We start from the raw sequence: 18,931 nt of genomic DNA on the forward strand, positions 1-18,931 counted from the left end.
CGAATGATTACCCATAGCGAGGAGTCGGGTATGACCATCACACTCGCCGAACTGTTGGATGCAGGTGGTACACTGGTTGGCCCATCCGTCACCGACACCTTTACCGATTGGAGTTATGACTCGCGCTTAACTGCACCCGGGGAGTGCTTTATTGCCATCCGCACCGCCCGTGCCGACGGCCACGACTACATTCCGGCGGCGCTGGCTGCCGGCGCCCGTGGTGTGTTATGTCGTCGTCCGCCGCACGCTGCCGATAATGCAACCGTGATCGTCTGTTCTGATCCACAGACTGTCCTCTTGCGTTGGGCGAGCAATCGGCTCCGCGCATTACACCCAACGGTGGTTGCCGTCACCGGCGGTATCGGCAAGACACTCGCCCGGCGAGCCATTGCCGCAGTGCTCGCGCAGCTTGCGCCCACTTTTCAGAGTCGGCGCAATTTCAATTCGTTGTTGGGCTTACCCATCGCGCTCGCTCGTTTACGCACTCATGATCGTTATGCAGTGCTGGAGTTTGCCGGTGAGCATCTCGCTCCATTGGTTGCTGCGTTTCCTCCGCATCTTGCTGTGATCACACCGGGGGCTGATCCGCAGGCAGTGGCGTTGTTGCAACAACATGGAGCTAGCGTGCTCACTGCTCCAGCCGACGATTGCTATATCCTTGCCGATGAGTTTGCTATACGTGCAACCGACATCAGCTTCCGGCGTGATGGCGTGACCTTCATCGCACGTGGACCGGGGCTTGAATTGCCGGTCTTCACCCCATTGTTCGGTCCACCCGGCGTGAGTGCTGCGCTAGCGGCGATAGCGGTCGGTTTGTACTACCATATATCACCCGAATCTATCCAATATGCCTTGACCCGGCTCGAACCGCCTGCCGGACGCTTGCGCCCACTGCGGGGCAAAAATGGCGAGATGATCCTTGATGATAGTTTTAATGCAACATTGCCGGCGATGATGGCTGCTTTACAAACATTGGCGGCGCTACCGGCGCAACGGCGAATTGCCGTCTTGGGTACGCCGGCTGAACTGCCGGCCATCGACCCGACACCGATGTTGAGTGAGCTTGGTGGGCAAGCCGCACGCAGCGCCGATTATCTCGTCCTCAAGGGAACGGGGGCTGCCACCATGGTACACGCGGCACGTTTGGTCAAGCCGACCATCCCCATTCACGTGGTTGATACCAATACTGCTGCGCAAATGTCGCTCCCAAGCGAACGTGGGGCCGGCGATCTGGTTTTGGTCTGTGGTGGCGCCGGTGAACGTCTTGAACAAGTTATTGCACCACTGCTGGCCGATGACGAACTACCGGCGGATTGTCTTGTACGGCAAGAACCGGCGTGGCGCAGTGTACGGATCGGCGATCCGGGGCGTCCGACGTGGGTGTATCTTGACCTGACCGCTATCGCCGATAATGTGCGCGCGTTACGGCATCATGCAGGCGTACCGCTCATGGTGGTGCTAAAAGGTGATGGCTACGGTCACGGGGCTGCTCGGGTCGCACGGGCAGCGTTAGCGGCAGGCGCCGAGATGTTAGCAGTGGCCACGGTTGGTGAAGGTCGTAGCTTACGTGCGCAAGGCATTAGCGCGCCGATCCTGGTGTTGGGCTACACACCGCCGTGGCAAGTGGCCGAAGCAATCCGGCTGGATCTGATGGTCACGCTGTTCGATGACGACACGGCACAGGCGCTCAGTACTGCTGCGCTCGAACTCGGTCGTTCAGCACGTGTGCATATCAAAGTAGATACCGGTATGGCTCGGCTAGGATTACCGCCTGCTGCCGTTGGCCCATTCCTCCATTACCTACGTGACCTACCCGGTATCGAGCCGGTTGGTCTCTACACCCACTTTGCCCGCGCCGACGAAGCCGATCCGGAGCCGACCAAACACCAGTTGCGTCTCTTGCAAACCGTTCTGGCCGAAATTACTGCGGCCGGTTTGCGTCCACCGCTCGTGCATGCCGCCAATAGTGCGGCTACCCTCCGCTTTCCGATGACCTACTTCGACATGGTGCGACCCGGTTTGGCGTGTTATGGGATCGCGCCAAGCCCGGTGGTGCCGCTTTTATCCGGTATGCACCCGGCATTAAGCTTCTACAGTGAAGTAGCGCAGGTCCGTGAACACCCTGCCGGAACTCCCATCTCGTATGGTGGCGCCTACGTCACTTCACGTCCATCGCGCATCGCTACCATACCGGTCGGTTACGCCGACGGACTGCGCCGTTCGCCGGCGTGGCGTGAAGTGCTCATTCGCGGTCGCCGGGCGCCAATTGTCGGACGGATCTGTATGGACTACGCCATGGTCGATGTCACCGATATTCCCGGTGTGCAACGGGGCGATCCGGTGACCATCATCGGTCGGCAGGGTGAGGAGGTGATCGGTGTTGATGAGATTGCCGGGTGGCTTGGTACCATCAGCTACGAAGTGCTGACCGGTATCTTGCCACGGGTACCGCGCGAAATCGGATAACACGTGCGCGACATAAGTTGGCAAAACACAACGATTATGTTATAATGGCGATGACTATATAAGGAACGCCGGGCTGCGCCGGCCCGTGCGCGATTACACGAGGAGGAACCGCTCGTGGCGCTTGAGAAAGAAGAAAAATCACAGATCATCAACAATTATCAACTGCACGAGACAGATACCGGTTCGCCCGAAGTACAGGTTGCTCTCTTGACCGAGCGCATTAACCAGCTTATCGAGCATCTGCGTGTCCACATCCACGATCACCATTCACGGCGTGGGTTGCTCAAACTTGTCGGGCGACGACGACGGCTGCTCAATTATCTCCAGTCTAAGGATCGCGAGCGTTACCGCAAGGTGATTAATAGCCTCGGTCTGCGCCGCTAGTATGATAGAGGCAACCGTCAGTATGAGATAGGTCACAGAGGGCGCCAGCGGCATCTGCCGCCCGGCGCTCTTTGCTTGTCAGTTGTGAGGCGCGGTGGTTCGGGATTGGCGTATGCGTATACGATAGGTGCGTATACGCCAGTGCCGAACTCCGCGCCAAGGCCGATACAATGCGGCTATCTGAAAACAGGTGGGCGCATCGGTGCGCCCCGCTAGGCAGGAGTAAGAACGACGTATGACAGAACGGCAGATTTATACGGTCAGCGCTGAAATTGCCGGCCGTACCCTGACCCTCGAAGCGGGTCGGTTTGCCGAGCAAGCAGATGGTGCTGTGGTGGCGCGTTACGGTGATACAATGTTACTGGCCACCGTCGTATGTGCCAAAGAGGCTCGTGAGGGTACCGATTTCTTCCCGCTCACCGTCGATTACGAAGAGAAGATGTACGCGGTGGGCAAGATTCCGGCTAATTTCTTCAAGCGTGAAGGCCGACCGACTACGACCGCAATTCTTATTTCACGGTTAACCGACCGCCCGCTTCGTCCGCTCTTTCCTAAGGGCTTCTCCAACGAAGTACAAGTGATCATTACCACCTTTTCCATCGATATGGAAAATGATCCCGGCCCGCTGGCGATTATTGCCGCTTCGGCAGCACTGGCGATTAGCGATATTCCCTTCGCCGGTCCGGTTGGGGCGGTGCAGATGGGTCATCTCGACGGTAAGTTGGTGGTGAACCCAAAGATGGGGGAGATCGAAAAGAGTCGACTCGATCTGGTGGTTGCCGGTACTAAGGATGCGGTGCTGATGGTCGAAGCCGGTGCGTATGAGCTGAGCGAAGATGAGATGCTCCAGGCGGTCATCGAAGGTCACGCCGTCTGCAAGCAAATCTGCGAATTGCAAGAGCAACTAGTGCAGCTCTGCGGTAAGCCCAAACGGCCTTTCACCCCACCCGTAGTTGATACCTCACTCGAAGAGTCTATCAGTGCATGGATGGGTGACCGGTTGCGCAAAGCCGTGCGCAGCCCGGTGAAGCAGGATCGTGAGGCTCAGACCGAAGCGCTAAAGGCGGAGGTAATCGCTCACTTTACCGCCGATGAGCCGGAAGAAGAGATACCCAACCGCATCAAAGAGGTGAGCAAGGCGTTCGAGAAGTTACTGAAAGATGAGGTGCGCAACGCGATCCTCGATGAAGGTATCCGCGTTGATGGCCGCGCTCTTGATGAGATTCGCCCGATCAGCATCGAGATTGGGGTCGTACCACGAGTTCACGGCTCAGCCGTCTTTACTCGTGGTCAAACCCAGGTGCTTACTATTACGACGCTTGGCTCACCGGGTGATGAGCAGAAAGTCGATGATCTTGGGATCGAGACGACGAAACGCTACATTCACCACTACAACTTTCCGCCGTTTAGCACCGGTGAGATCCGCCGCCTCGGTACGCCGCGCCGGCGCGATATTGGCCACGGCGCGCTCGCCGAACGTTCGTTGTACGCGGTGTTGCCGAGCGAAGAGGAGTTCCCGTATACGATCCGGCTCGTCTCCGAAGTCCTCTCCTCAAACGGTTCATCGTCGATGGCCTCGGTCTGCGGTTCGTCGCTCAGCCTGATGGATGCCGGGGTGCCGATCAAGGCACCGGTGGCCGGTGTGGCAATGGGCCTCATTACCGGCGAAGATGGGCGCTGGCGGGTGCTGACCGATATTCAGGGGATCGAGGATGCACTCGGCGATATGGACTTTAAAGTAGCCGGGACGGCCAACGGTGTGACCGGTTTGCAGATGGATATTAAGACGACCGGGATCACCTACGAGATTATGCGGCAGGCGTTTGCGCAGGCCCGCGCCGGTCGGTTGTTTATCCTGGAGAAGATGAACGCGGTGATTAGCGCGCCTCGCCCAGAGTTGTCGATCTATGCGCCACGTATTATGACGATCCAGATTCCGGTGGATAAGATCGGCGCGCTGATCGGTCCTGGTGGCAAGACGATCCGCAACATCTGTGATACAACTGGTGCGCAGATCGATATCGAAGACGACGGGCGTGTCTTTATTACTGCACCTGATGGTGAGGCCGCTAAGAAGGCAATCAGTATGATCGAGGGCCTTACCCGTGAGGCGAAAGTTGGTGATATTTTCCTCGGTAAAGTGGTGAGTATTAAGCCGTTCGGTGCCTTTGTCAACATTCTACCGGGTAAGGACGGCATGGTACACGTGTCAGAGCTTGACGAGAAGCGGGTAGAGAATGTCGAGGACGTGGTCTCGCTTGGTGATGAGATCAACGTGATGGTGATTGACATTGACCGTAATACCGGCAAGATCAGTCTGAGCCGACGCGCGGTACTCACCGGCGAGACACCTGAAGCACGCAAGGCAGCCGGAGCAGCCCCCCGCCCACGTCCTCGCGAGGAACAGCGTGGTAGTCGTGACGAGCCGCGTAGTTTGCGTGAAGAGTTACGTGGGCCACGCCGTGATGGTGAACGCCCGCGTCCGCGGCGGCGTGATGAGTAACGTCACGAGCATTTGGTCATCGGGTTTACGTCATCTTCGTCTTGCCACATAACCACAGCGATGATCACACACTCCGCTGCAGCAATCTATCGTGAGATCGGGGGTTATGGCCCCCGTCTCATCCATATCGCGCCGGCCAATGGCTTTCCACCGGAAGCCTATGTCCCTCTCGCCGCCGGCTTAGCGCCTTTGGGGCGCATTATCGGCTACCGGCCACGTCCGTTGCGCGTCGATGGTGACGCGGAACCGGGAGGGACATGGCGCGATTTGGCTGCCGAACTGGTCACCGATTTGCAGGCGGTCGCGTCTCAGCCGGTCGTTGGGATCGGCCATTCACTGGGCGGAATCTTAACCCTCTATGCCGCTGTCGCGCGTCCCGATCTGTTCCAGGGATTGGTGCTCATTGATCCAGTGCTCTTCCGTCGCCGTCTGCAAGTGCTGATCTGGCTGTTGCGTAAAAGTGGGCAAGGGTATCGTTTTCCCCTCGCTCAAGGTGCATTGCGCCGTCGTGACCATTTTGCCAGCATCGATGAGGCACGGCAGCGTTGGCAAGGGCGTGGTGTCTTTGCCGATTTTACCCCCGATGCGCTTGAGGGCTATCTCAATGGTGGCCTCCGTCCGCACGGCAATGGCTACACGCTCGCGTGGCCCAAACGTTGGGAATCACACATCTTCGCTTCATCACCAATCGATGCGTGGCGTGATTTACGCCGGTTGCAACGACCGCTCCTGATTGTGCGTGGGACACGTTCTGAGTTGATAACCGATTCGGTCTGGAAACGACTACGGCGGGTGGTTCCCCACGCCACGCTGGCCGAAGTGGAGGCCGGACACATGTTGCCGATGGAACGACCCGGCGACGTGGCAGCGATTATTGCCGATTGGGTGCAGCGGTTGTAGGTTGGACTACGCTTCGCTCGGTTTGATCCGATGGATCGCCGATGCTAGGGCAACACCGGTGATGAGCAGGGCCAGCCCTGTATAGACCAGCCATGGCGACGGTACGGTCAAATCACCCACCGATGAGGGCACGCTCCACAACCAGATCCCAGAACCGGTTTCGAGACTGGTTGCCGTGATACCGAGCGCGATAAATGGGTGCAGGCAGAGAAATAACCCCATGGTGTAGACATACAGTGGGGTTGGCGCACCGTTAAAGGCGCCGACCAAGGTAGAAATTACGAAAAAGAGGAACGGTACCAGCAACAGAATGGCTATCACGGTACCTTGCGCCGTCACCGTTGCGCCTAATGTCGAGTGCATCACCGTTGACCAAAAGAGTCCGATTGCTGCGTAACTCACCGCCGTCACCAAGAGACCGACCACCCCAATCAGCAATTCTTGGGCCGTGACACCACCGAAGATAAGGGCAAAACCGGCGATCGGTAAAGAGGCCATAATCAAAAGGAGCGCAAAGGCAATCGCCGAAATCAACTTGCCGGTCACAATTTGCCAGGGTGATAAGAGTGAGGTCATCAACAGATCGTAGGTCTGGCGCTCTTTTTCGCCGACAATCGCGCCGGCAGTTAGCGATGGTGAGAGAAAACAGACTTGGATCAAGGCTGCGATCATCACCGTAAAGAAGATAGTTTTGCCGATAATTCCTGACGTATTGGGATCGTTCAGGCTGGCCGAAGTGACGAAGACGGCGTAGATCAGCAAGGTAATCGCACCGATAATGGTCAGATACGCGGTAAGAATCAACCATGCATTGCGTCCGCGAATCCGGCCAAACAGTTCACGGGTTAATACAGGGTTAGCAATCAGATCGTTCATGGATGTTCCTTGATCGGTGTGACTCTGCAATCGCATGATCCCACGGTCGTTACGAACCACAATTAACGCGGTCGAGTAACGATGTTACGGCGTAGATAGCCCGAATCGTCGGGGCAGGAACACCGGTCAGATCGGCTAATTCGACCACTGCACCCAACAGGGCATCAATCTCGGTCGGGCGCTTGGCCTCAATATCCTGCAACATCGAAGTTTTGTGTGCTCCGATCTCTGCGGCCATCTGAAGACGTTGCTCGATAGAGACGAGAAACCGTACACCGAGTGCTTCCGCCACTTGCTGAGCCTCAGCCATCATCGTTGCGGCGAGGGTATGGGTGCCTCGATCGGCAATAATCCGGTCGAGGGTGGCGCGGGTCAAGGCACTAATTGGGTTGAGCGAGAGATTACCCCACAGTTTGAGCCAGATTTCATTGCGAATATCGGTTTTGACCGGGGCGCGTAAACCTGCCGCTGCGAGCAGTTGACTGAGACGCCGTGTGCGTTCGCTCCGACTACCATCGGGTTCGCCGAGCGTGAATCGATTCCCTTCAATATGCCGAATGACGCCGGGCTGCTCGATGATGGCTGCCGGATAGACCACGCAACCGATGACCCGTTCGATTTCGGTATGGGCAGCAATCACCCCACCGGGATCAACTGCTTCGATTCGGCGCCCTTCGTAGGGACCACCATGCCGAAAGAAGTACCACCACGGAATCCCGTTTTGGGCAAAGACCACCGCCGTATCAGGGCCGTACAGGGCGCGCATCGGTGCGACGAGCTTCGTTAACGAGTGGGCCTTGACCGTTACGATAACCATATCGTGTGGGCCGGCGACGGTCATATCATCGGTGGCGAGTGTTGGACGGACCACCTCGCGCCGACCATCACCGTACACGATCGTGACGCCATGCGTTTGTATAGCGGCCAAATGTGCTCCACGCGCAATGAGTGTGACCTCAGCACCGGCCTGCATCAGTTTTGCCCCTAGCCAGCCACCGATTGCGCCGGCTCCCACAATACAAATCCGCATAGTCTCCTTACCTGTATCTATCACTTACAACTTACGCAAATAGACGCGCTCGAGTTCGTGGCGTGGACCTTTCACGAGAATGAGGTCAGCGCTCCAGCGCGTCGGCTCGATGTTTTGCTTGAGGTTAACATAATTAATCTCGCGCCAGATACGCTGTGCGGTCGCAATGGCTTCGATCTCGCTCAGATCGGCGTAACGACGAAAATAAGACGACGGATCGCGGAAGGCGGTCTGACGCAAACGCAAAAACCGTTCAATGTACCATTGTTCAAGGTCGCGTTCATTAGCATCAACGTAGATCGCAAAGTCAAAGAAATCCGATACGTAGAGCTGTGGTTCACGCCGCGTATTCATGCCACGCTGCAAGACATTCAAGCCTTCAACGATCAGCACATCGGGATGATCGACTACTTGGAATTGATCGGGCACAATATCGTAGATCAGGTGTGAATAGACCGGCGCGAAGACGGGGCCGTAGCCTGACTTAATATCGGCCATGAATTTCAACAAGCGTCGTCGGTCGTAGCTCTCCGGGAAGCCCTTTCGGTGCATGATTCCCCGTTCTTGTAAGACGCGGTTGGGATAAAGAAAGCCATCGGTGGTTATCAGATCGACCTTAAGGTGATAAGGACTGCGCGAGAGTAATGCCTGGAGAATACGGGCGGTGCTGCTCTTACCTACGGCAACACTGCCGGCTATCCCAATCACATAAGGCACGCGGGCTGTCGCCGAGCCAAAAAATGTGCTGGTTGCTTGGTACAAACGGGTGGCATTGTCGTAGTAGAGTTGGAGGAGGCGCACTAACGGCAGATAAATGTCGGCAACATCCTCGATCGAGACGCTATCGTTCAGGCTCACGAGAGAGTCGAGTTCATCGGCACTAAGTGGCAATGGAGTGCCGTTGCGTAACGCTGACCATTCTGCGCGTGAAAAACTCAGGTATGGTGAAAGACGCTGTTCCAGTTTAGGCTTGGGGATCATGCCACTTCCTGTTTGGGTACGCCGGAGTCGGTGGCCGGCAGAGTTGTTGTCTGTGACGGGCGCATTCACGAAGCGCTAACTGTTGTATGATACCGCACTTCTGATACAAATGATGGTGTCGTATACAGCCTACCGCTGTATATGTTGGGTTGCACGTGCGGTCAACATAATATACCCCGATAGGCTGTTGGTGCTTTCATTATGTTAAGCCTAAAGTCTTCGCCATAGTGATCCGTTGCAGCTTACCGGTAGCGCCGCGCGGCAACGCACTCAGAATATGGATGGCGCGTGGTACCTTGAAATCTGCCAGCAGGCGAGCGCAGTGATCGCGCAATTCACGCTCGCTTGCGCTCATCCCTTCACGCAGCACCACTGCTGCATGCACCTCTTCTCCAAGGGTTACATGCGGTACGGCAAAAGCTAATGCCTCGGCGACTGCCGGATGACGGAGTAGCACATCGTCGATTTCGAGTGGAGAAATCTTCTCGCCACCGCGATTGATCAGTTCCTTGATCCGACCGGTCAGACACAGATAACCATCTTCATCCAGATACCCCTGATCGCCGGTGCGGAACCAACCGTTGACGAAAGCGGTGGCATTCGCTTCCGGGTTGTTTTCGTACCCATCAACGACGTTTGGCCCACGCACTACCACTTCACCCCTAACCCCGTTCGGCAGAAACTGACCGTTGTCGTCCATGATTCCCACGTCGACCCCGAAGCCAATCCCAACCGAACCGGGTTTACGTCGACCGGGTGGCAAGGGGTTGGAGGTCATCTGATGAGAGGCTTCGGTCATCCCGTAGCTTTCGAGGACCGGCGCGCCAAAGACCGCTTCCATGCGTTCCATCACCACCGGCGGCAACGGCGCACTCGATGAGCGGATGAAACGGAACCGGTGCGTGGCGATAAGTGTAGCGTTACGTTCGGCCCGGGCCAGCAGTACTTGATGCATTGTCGGAACTGCCGAGTACCACGTGGGTCGAGTTTGCTCGACCCAGCTCCAGAACTTAAGACCATCGAACCCAGGGGGGCAGACCACGGCACCACCGGCAGCCAATTGACTAAGCAGTGATGCAACGATACCGTGAATATGGAAGAGTGGCATCACACACAGCGAACGGTCGGCGGGACTAAGCTGATAGGTCGCGATGATATTATTCGTCGAAGCGACCAGGTTACGGTGACGGATGGGAACCCGCTTTGGTCGGCTGGTTGTCCCACTCGTATGCAAGATCATGGCAACATCGTCTGGTTCAGCAACACCATCACGCCGCGGCGAACCGGCGGTGTCGGTGGTTGTGAAGGTGAGGTGACCGGTGGCATCGAGAGCGGCTTCGATCAAGATCATGCCTGGACGTAACGCAGCGCGGGCCTCTTCACCTTCACCAGGGGGAACAATGAGGGCGCGGGCATTGGTGTCTTCGTAGTAGAAGGCAAACTCATCACGACGATACTTAGGATTCAGCGGCGCTGCCGTTGCTGCGGTAGCAGCGGCCAAAAAGGTGATCGCCATAGCCGGCCCATTCCCAAGCGCTATCGCGATTCGGTCACCACGTCCGAGGCCATGGTGTTGCAACCAGGCGACCAATTGCTCGACCTGTGAACGGAGATCGGCAAATGTCCATATCGGACCATCTGGCATAATCAAAGCCGGATCGCCAGGAGCACCGGCGTGTATCAGATCAAAGAGGGTTGCCCTACGGGTATTCATCTTGTCTCTTACTCCTGCCAGTCCACACATATCTACCAACCGATTGCCAACCCATCGCACCGTGGCTCCGTCCCGGCTACATAACTACCACTCGCCAGCCGCCAGATGACCTGTCCACGACCAAATCCGCCCAATTCACTCTCAACCACCACCTGATGACCACGAGCGGTGAGGCCCTCGATCACGTGGCGCGGGGTCTCCAATTCGAGCCGTAAGGTACCGTCGCGTTCCCAACGCCAGCGCGGGGCATCGAGCGCCGCTTGCGGATGCAAGCCGTAATCGAGGGTGTTGACGATCACTTGCACGTGACCTTGGGGCTGCATATGGGCACCCATAACGCCAAAGGGACCGATGGGTAAACCGTTTTTACTCAAAAAGCCGGGAATAATGGTATGGAACGGACGCTTGCCCGGCGCAACCCGATTAGGATGATCGGGATCGAGCACGAACCCATAGCCACGATTATGCAGCGCGATGCCGTATTCCGGTACAACCACGCCTGAACCAAAACCCATATAGGTCGATTGAATCATGCTCACCATCATCCCATCGCGGTCAGCCGTTGCAAAATAGACGGTGCCACCTTGCGGTAAAGCAGCCGGCCCATAGCTTTGGGCGCGTTCACCGATCAACTGCCGACGCGCTGCCAATCGCTCACGATTGAGCATTTCGTTGACCGGTATGGCAACTTTTGCCGGGTCGGCAACATAGGCGAAGGCATCGGCAAAGGCCAGCTTCATTGCTTCAATCTGCCAATGGAATGAGGCTGCCGACTCCCGCGGCCAGCGGTTCAGATCAACGTGATCGAGAATACCCAGCGCCATCAGCGCCGCGATCCCTTGCCCGTTGGGTGGAATTTCGTGAACGGTATAGCCACGATAATGGATGCTAATCGGTTTCACCCATTCCGAACGGTGACTAACCAGATCGGTTGCCCGCAACAATCCGCCGGTTGCGCGCGCGAAGCGGTCAATCGATTCAGCAATCTCGCCTTGGTAAAACACATCAGTACCGTGGCGGGCAATGAGCCGCAGTGTGCGGGCGTGGCCGGGACTGACAAAGCGTTCGCCGGGACGTGGCGCACGGCCATCAATGCTGAACGTAGGTAAAAAACCCTCAAACTCAGGGCCACGACGGATATGAGCGGCTGCTACACCACGTGCCCAGAAATAGGCGACCATCGGTGGTACCGGCGCGCCATCTTCGGCATAGCTGATTGCCGGTGCCAATACCTGTGCAAGGGGCAACCGTCCAAACCGTGCGTGCATGTCGCCCCACAACCGCACCACTCCTGGTACGGTCACCGGCCACCAGCCATACATTGGCATCTCCTGATAACCGGCTGCCGCTAACACCTCTGCCGATAGACCGGCGGGAGCAGCGCCTGACCCATTGATACCGTACAGGGTATCACCGGCCCAAATGAGGGCAAACCCGTCTCCACCTAGTCCGTTTGACGTCGGCTCAAGCACTGTCAAGGCGGCGGCGGTCGCGATGGCGGCATCAACCGCGTTCCCGCCGGACTGGAGGATCTGCATCCCAGCTTGTGAGGCTAAAGGATGGCTGCTGGCAACGATACCGCGTTCGGCAATAACCGGCACCCGGCGCCCAGGATAGGGAAAGTGGTGCAGGTTAAGATCCATGGCAAGGCTCCTTTGCACACAAGACACACCACGAATGAGATATTTGATTATACAACGAATACCAGAGGTGTCTGACAGCTGGTCAGATACGGCGGGGAACGGCAGAGCAGTCATGATACCGACAGTATTTGTGGGAGATGCAATATTTTTCGTCTTGAAACAATGCGTCAGCTTGACATACCTGTTAGCCGGTGTTATCCTAACATAGAGAGACAATTGGTTGTGATCGCTGATGATCGTTGTGAAAGGATGCGGCCTGGCGTTGCACGCCGGGCGTTTTTGATCAGATGTCGTAACCGATGCAACTATAATCGAGGAACACTCACCCGTCCTCGTAACGAGTGGTAGGCCATTGTTAGCCAACGATGCGAGCATTGCAGATAGATACCGGGGACTTCAACCAAACGTGCGGGTTTGTCTTGGTGATGGCTCGCAAATCGCCTACATCAAGGAGCGGCTATCATGGACGATGTAATAACTACCGATCAATCCCCCGATACAATTACAGACGCACCGGATCGTCCAACGTCGCGTGATGAACTTCCCCCTCCAGCCGATCTCCTGTTACAGCACAACGTTATGCTCCTCATTGTTGAGCAACAAAAACGTCGGGGGTGTCAAGCATCGCTCGAAACGGTACAGGCCGATTTTATCAGTGCCTATCACTCGCCATCGGTTGAAGCGCTTATTTATCGCCACCGCGAATACCTCCCCTCCGCCGATTTCGATCTCATCCGCCGCGCCTACGCTCTCGCCGCTGTTGCCCACGAAGGCCAACGACGCCAATCGGGCCAGCCCTACATCGATCATCCAATTGAAGTTGCGATCATTTTGCTCGATTTACGGCTCGATACCGAATCGATTGCTGCCGCGCTGTTGCACGATGTGGTCGAAGATACCGGTGTTCCGATTGAGGTGATCGAGCGCTTTTTCGGCAAACAAGTCGCGAATTTGGTTGACGGCGTTACTAAACTTTCCGGTTACGAAAATAAAACGAAAGAGGAGATACAGGCCGGCACCTACCGTAAGTTAATTATCGCTTCGGCTGACGATCCGCGGGTCGTGCTGATCAAATTGGCCGACCGCCTGCACAACATGCGCACGATCCATGCGACGCCCCCCAACAAACAGCAGCGAGTAGCCCGTGAGACGCTCGACATCTACGCACCGCTCGCACACCGTCTCGGTATGTGGCAGATGAAGTCGGAGTTGGAAGATCTCGCGTTTAAAGTCTTGCACCCCGACCGGTATCAAGAGATAGCACGTGGGCTAGCCATGCGTAAAGAGGCGCGCGATCGGATCGTGCAACGGGTGATAGCGCAGTTGAAGGAGGCCTTGGCGCGCGAAGGGATCAAGGCTGAAGTCACCGGACGATCAAAACACATCTATTCGATTTGGCGCAAGATGGAGCGCAAAGGGGTGCCGCTTGAGCGTATCTACGACCAACTGGCCGTGCGCATTATTGTCGATGATCCCAACAACGACGTGGGGGCTTGCTACCAGGCGCTGGGTGTTGTCCATAGTAAGATGAACTGGACGCCGGTGATGCAAGAATTTGACGACTACATCGCTGCCCCTAAAGAAAGTTCGTATCGCTCGATCCATACTACCGTGATTTTGCCGGAGGGGCTACATTGCGAAGTGCAGATCCGCTCGCGCAAAATGCATGAAGAAGCCGAGCACGGGATCGCTGCACACTGGCGCTACAAAGAGGGTTTTAATACTCGTAGTGATAAAGATTATGAAAATAAAATTCGCTGGTTGCGAGAGTTGATCTCGTGGCGCAATGAGACGACCGACAGCGAATTTATCGACATGCTGCGCGCCGAGTTTGAAGAGCGCGTGTTTGTATTTACACCAAAAGGAAAGATTATCGATCTGCCCGAGGGTTCCACCCCGATCGATTTTGCCTATCGTATTCACTCTGAAGTTGGGCACAATTGCATTGGCGCCAAAGTCAACGATCGGATGGTGCCGCTCGATTATGAGTTGCACAGCGGCGAAATCGTCGAGATTCTGACCGCGAAGACGCCACGTGGGCCAAGCCGCGACTGGCTTCGGATCGTGAAGACTCCCTCGGCGCGCAATCACATCAAGCGCTACTTCCGCCGGCTCGAACGCGAAGAGAATATCGCTGCTGGGCGGGAGATGCTGGAGAAAGAGTTAAAGCGCGTTGGGCTGACCCATGTGAGCTTTGAGAAGCTGGTTGAGTTGGCCGGGCCGACGGTGCGCTCAGTTGAGGATCTCTTTTACCAAATCGGGGTTGACGACCTCAACGAGCGGACTCTCGTGCAGAAGTTGTTGGCCTCGCAGGAGACGGTGCCCGAATCGGTCGCTGTGCCGACGCCCACCCAGCCCTCGGCGCGCGTCAGTGCTAACGGTGAAATCTATCTCGATAAAAACGTGAAGATACCTTCACGCATCGCACGTTGTTGCAATCCGGTGTTTGGTGAGCCAATTATCGGTTTTACAACTCGTGGCCGCGGTGTTACCGTCCATCGTGCCGATTGCCGAACTATTCAGCATCTCAGTACTACCGAGCGTGAACGGCTCATGCCGGTTTGCTGGGGCAGCGCGACGGGGTCGAATCAGCAATTCCCGGTGCCACTACGGATTGAGGCGTGGGATCGGGTTGGTTTGTGGCGTGATATTTCTAACGTGATTGCTGAGGCCGGGATTAATATCACCGATGTTAATCACGGCAAACGCCGAGCGAATGGACGCACGGTCTTGAATGTCACGGTTGCGCTACAATCGATGACCCAACTGTCACCGCTCATCGAAAAACTCAACCGCATTCCTGACGTAATCGACGTATATCGCAAAACGTAGCACCAACCGATTGGGCATGATTGAGCAAATCCGTTCCGATCTGCTCCGCTGGTTTCATTCCTCCGCCCGTGACTTGCCTTGGCGACGAACTCGCGATCCGTATGCGGTTATGGTCGCCGAAGTGATGCTGCAACAGACGCAAGTCGACCGGGTAATTCCCAAGTATCAGGCATTTCTCAGCGCGTTTCCTACCGTAGCCGCCTTGGCCGCCGCGCCGACCGCCGAAGTGATCCGGTTGTGGGCTGGGCTGGGCTACAATCGGCGTGCGGTGAATCTGCAACGGGCCGCTCAAGTGATTATGGAGCAGTATGGGGGGCAGGTGCCGTCGGCAGTGGCCGATCTGCGCGCATTGCCCGGTATTGGCCCTTATACTGCTGGCGCGATAGCCTGTTTTGCTTTTGAGCAGGATGTGGCCTTTCTCGATACCAATATTCGCCGGGTGGTGCGACGATTGTGCGTTGGTCCCGATGACCGAGCCACGCCCTCCGACGGGGAGTTGTTGGCACACGCTGCGGCTCTGATTCCGCCGGGACAGGGTTGGACATGGAATCAGGCGATTATGGAGTTGGGTGCTTTAATCTGTACGTCGACGAACCCGGCGTGTTGGCGCTGCCCAATCCGTAGCTATTGCCGGTCCTATGCCACTGCGATTGCCGATGATGCGGCGCTGGTTGCGACAATGATGTCACCGCCGCTTAAGCGAGTCGCCGAATCGCGCACTCCTGAGCCATTTGTCGGGTCACGCCGTTGGTACCGTGGCAGAATCATCGCTGTACTGCGCGAGCTGCCCGCCGGTGAAGTATTACCGTTGCCGATCTTAGGAGAACGGATACGCGCCGACTTTACCCCCGATCACGAACCCTGGTTACAAGGACTGGTGGCCGATTTGGCCCGCGATGGGTTGCTGGTGATGACCGAGGAAGGGGTGTGCTTGCCGCAGTGAGTTGCGATTGTCGGGTGATGAGGATACGTCTTCGCTGTTGCATCGGGTCGGTGTGGGAATCTCCGCTCGGTCATTACGTGTACGAACCTGCCTCTCGCTACCCTATGACAAAAACTTCATCACAATGACAACAAGTCGTATGATGGTCGTTGCTTACGTTTAGTGCGATAGTAGATATACTAGGTAGTATATGTCGTTCAATTGACTCGCTGAACGCCGTACTTCGGCTCGTCTAGCGGCTCTGAATAAGGAGACGCTTGCATGCAAACCGTTCCACTACCCTTACGTGGATCGCTCATTGGCTTAGTTGGCGCTGCGGTGTTAGTAGGTGTCATTTCAACCCTCTTGGCACCACCAATACCGCTTGATCTTGCCGCCTGGCTTGCGGCGACGCTGTTTGCCGTTGGCTTGACCATCTTTGAAGCGTTGACCATCGTGCGCCAAAACGACCGTCCATTGGCGGTAACGTTGGTGTTGCTGATAGCCGGCATGATCATTCTGCCGTGGCCGCTATTTTTGCTGGCCGTAGCGATCGGTGCGATTGCCGGCTCGTTGGCGCGGGCTATGACTTGGTGGCAGGCAATTGCACTAGCGGCAGTACGTTGGATCGCACTGACTGCCGGTAGCATCGTCTTGATGATCTTTGTCCAGCAACCGGTCTATAGCGCGAACATCGCTTCACCGGCAGCTCTGTTTGGCTTAATCGGGAGCGGGCTGGTCATTTATCTGATTGATCGACTCGCCAGTGTGAGTTTGGCAGTACCCTTGACCGGCAAACAGTTATCGGAGGTCTTTCAACTACGGCTTGATGATGCGGGTTGGTATGCTCTGATTTTTGCCCCGTTGGGGGGGATGCTGGCCATCCTCTGGCAACAAGAGATATGGGCCTTTGCCCTTGGGATCGCCCCGCTGGCGATGGTTCAAATCAGTTTACGTCGGCAGCATAAACTTGAAGAGGCATTGACCATCGCCGACACGCAATTGCGCAGCGCTAATGAACGGTTGCTGATGTTGTCGCGTCAGAGCGACCATTTGCAGAGTCTGGTCGTATCACTGATGACCAGTCGTGATGTACCGACGATGCTCAACCTGCTGGGTGAGCGGTTGAGTGCGCTGATGGAGGCCGACAGTGCGTGGGTTACGCTCTACGATGAGCAAGGCCGGCTCCAATTGGTTGCCTCGCACCACTTGCCGGTCCCGACCGCAGGGCTTGGTCCACAACCCATCCCCCTACCGCACAGCTATGAAACAGCACTCGAACGGCGGCGCGTTACCCTCTTCACCGATCAGCATGTGCAATCACTGGGGCCGGTACCGGCGCTGACCCAACAATCGCCGTGGCAAGCCATTATTCTGTTACCGTTGCTCGATGAGCAACAGCCGCTCGGCGCCGTTTGTTTGGCGTTTGAGACGGTACGCAGCCTAAAAGAAGAAGAACAGCGGTTGTTGGCTGCGTTTGCTCGGCACGCAGCGGCGGTGATTCACAATGCCCGTCTCTTCCGTCGTTGGCAAGAGTCGCAAAGTGAGCTAGGCCGCTCGGCGAAGCTTGCTGCCGTTGGTACGTTTGCTGCCAGCATTGCCCACGAGTTCAATAATTTGCTGTCGGGCATGTTGGGTTATGCTCAGCTCGGTCTGGCCGACAACGACGTTGATATGAAGAATGAGGCATTGAAGGTTGTGCTCGATACGTGCAAGCGCGGTCGCAGTATTACCGGAAGTCTGCTCACCTTTGCCCGCCGACGCGATTCGCGGCGTGAATTGTCGGATCTCCGCGAAGTGGTTGAGGGTACACTGACACTGATGGAGATTGACTTGCGCAAACACAGTGTGCGAGTGGTGCGCCAGATCGAGGTAGTCCCGCCTACTATCTGCGATGCCGGTCAAATCTCGCAAGTGTTCCTCAACCTGCTTACCAATGCCCGTGATGCGATGAAACCCAAGGGAGGCACGCTGACCGTGACCCTGAAAGCCGAAGGTGAATGGATTATGTTGCAGGTTGCAGATACCGGTTGTGGTATTCCCGAAGCCATTCGCCGCCGGATTTTTCAACCGTTTGTCACCACCAAAAACAGCACCGCTAGTCAATCGGGGACCGGTTTGGGCTTGGCCGTGTCATATGGGATCGTCCAGAACCACAACGGTCGCTTTGAAGTCGAGAGTGAAGTCGGCAAAGGTACCACAATGACGATTTGGTTGCCGATTATCCAAGAGGAAGTGGCAGAGCCGGTAAGTGTGCCGATCCCCGCCCTGCGCATACTGGTGATCGATGACGACGAAGCAGCGGCGCGTACACTAAGCAATCTGCTCGAACAGGCCGGTCATCATGTTACCTATTGTGCGCGGAGTGCCGAGGCCATCGAGATTTACAATGCCAACCCCTTCGATATTGTCTTGAGCGACGTGGTGATGCCCGAACTCGATGGGATCAGCCTCCTGAATGTTTTACGCACATACGACCCCACAGCAACGATAATTCTCTTTACGGGCCAAGTTGAGCCTGATCAGGTAGCGGCCATGGCGGCCAGTGGTGCGTATGCTGTGCTCCGAAAGCCCTTTGCCGCCGACGAGTTAATGGCTACCGTGCAGTCGGCGTATCATGATCGTGAACGTGCGCGTCGGTCGTTGACCGGAATTGCCGAACCGGAATTGCGGCGCTGAA

General features: G+C 56.5%; 12 protein-coding genes. 7 read left to right on the top strand and 5 right to left on the bottom strand.

The window, feature by feature from the left end; translation table 11 throughout:
- The first annotated feature begins 30 nt into the window (after window positions 1-30).
- The 4 genes from alr to AC01ZF_RS06590 all read left to right on the top strand — a co-directional run bounded on the left by alr (window position 31) and on the right by AC01ZF_RS06590 (window position 6,253).
- Window positions 31-2,466: an alanine racemase gene (gene alr / locus AC01ZF_RS06575; protein ID WP_476575224.1), complete on the top strand. Its 2,436-nt coding sequence runs from the start codon at window positions 31-33 to the stop codon at window positions 2,464-2,466.
- Window positions 2,467-2,580: 114 nt separating this feature from the next.
- Entirely contained in the window at window positions 2,581-2,850 is a 270-nt protein-coding gene (rpsO, locus tag AC01ZF_RS06580; protein WP_015941250.1) for a 30S ribosomal protein S15, read from the top strand.
- A 235-nt stretch (window positions 2,851-3,085) separates the two neighbouring features.
- Entirely contained in the window at window positions 3,086-5,353 is a 2,268-nt protein-coding gene (gene pnp, locus AC01ZF_RS06585; protein WP_428112234.1) for a polyribonucleotide nucleotidyltransferase, read from the top strand.
- A 60-nt stretch (window positions 5,354-5,413) separates the two neighbouring features.
- Window positions 5,414-6,253: an alpha/beta fold hydrolase gene (locus AC01ZF_RS06590; RefSeq protein WP_424674868.1), complete on the top strand. Its 840-nt coding sequence runs from the start codon at window positions 5,414-5,416 to the stop codon at window positions 6,251-6,253.
- A gap of 6 nt (window positions 6,254-6,259) precedes the next feature.
- Here the strand turns inward: AC01ZF_RS06590 and AC01ZF_RS06595 are convergent, their stop codons facing one another.
- The 5 genes from AC01ZF_RS06595 to AC01ZF_RS06615 all read right to left on the bottom strand — a co-directional run bounded on the left by AC01ZF_RS06595 (window position 6,260) and on the right by AC01ZF_RS06615 (window position 12,497).
- A complete protein-coding gene (locus tag AC01ZF_RS06595) occupies window positions 6,260-7,129 on the bottom strand; it encodes an ABC transporter permease (RefSeq protein WP_424674867.1) in 870 nt (289 codons plus the stop codon).
- Between the two features lie 49 nt (window positions 7,130-7,178).
- Complete coding sequence (locus tag AC01ZF_RS06600) at window positions 7,179-8,159, bottom strand: 2-dehydropantoate 2-reductase (protein WP_424674866.1); 981 nt, start codon at window positions 8,157-8,159, stop codon at window positions 7,179-7,181.
- Window positions 8,160-8,183: 24 nt separating this feature from the next.
- Window positions 8,184-9,140 carry a type I pantothenate kinase gene (gene coaA, locus AC01ZF_RS06605; RefSeq protein ID WP_424674865.1) on the bottom strand — a complete coding sequence of 319 codons (957 nt, stop codon included), beginning with the start codon at window positions 9,138-9,140 and terminating at the stop codon, window positions 8,184-8,186.
- 199 nt (window positions 9,141-9,339) lie between these two features.
- A complete protein-coding gene (locus AC01ZF_RS06610; protein WP_424674864.1) occupies window positions 9,340-10,854 on the bottom strand; it encodes an acyl--CoA ligase in 1,515 nt (504 codons plus the stop codon).
- A 32-nt stretch (window positions 10,855-10,886) separates the two neighbouring features.
- Window positions 10,887-12,497: a gamma-glutamyltransferase family protein gene (locus AC01ZF_RS06615; protein ID WP_424674863.1), complete on the bottom strand. Its 1,611-nt coding sequence runs from the start codon at window positions 12,495-12,497 to the stop codon at window positions 10,887-10,889.
- A gap of 462 nt (window positions 12,498-12,959) precedes the next feature.
- Here AC01ZF_RS06615 and AC01ZF_RS06620 point away from each other — a divergent pair, with 462 nt between their 5' ends.
- The 3 genes from AC01ZF_RS06620 (at window position 12,960) to AC01ZF_RS06630 (ending at window position 18,930) form a co-directional block, all read left to right on the top strand.
- Entirely contained in the window at window positions 12,960-15,329 is a 2,370-nt protein-coding gene (locus AC01ZF_RS06620) for a RelA/SpoT family protein (RefSeq protein WP_424674862.1), read from the top strand.
- 16 nt (window positions 15,330-15,345) lie between these two features.
- A complete protein-coding gene (locus AC01ZF_RS06625) occupies window positions 15,346-16,272 on the top strand; it encodes an HhH-GPD family protein (RefSeq protein WP_428112229.1) in 927 nt (308 codons plus the stop codon).
- Window positions 16,273-16,533: 261 nt separating this feature from the next.
- On the top strand, window positions 16,534-18,930 hold the full coding sequence (locus AC01ZF_RS06630; RefSeq protein ID WP_424674860.1) for an ATP-binding protein: 2,397 nt from the start codon (window positions 16,534-16,536) through the stop codon (window positions 18,928-18,930).
- Window position 18,931 lies beyond the last annotated feature (1 nt).

The sequence above is a fragment of the Chloroflexus sp. genome, assembly GCF_056331925.1.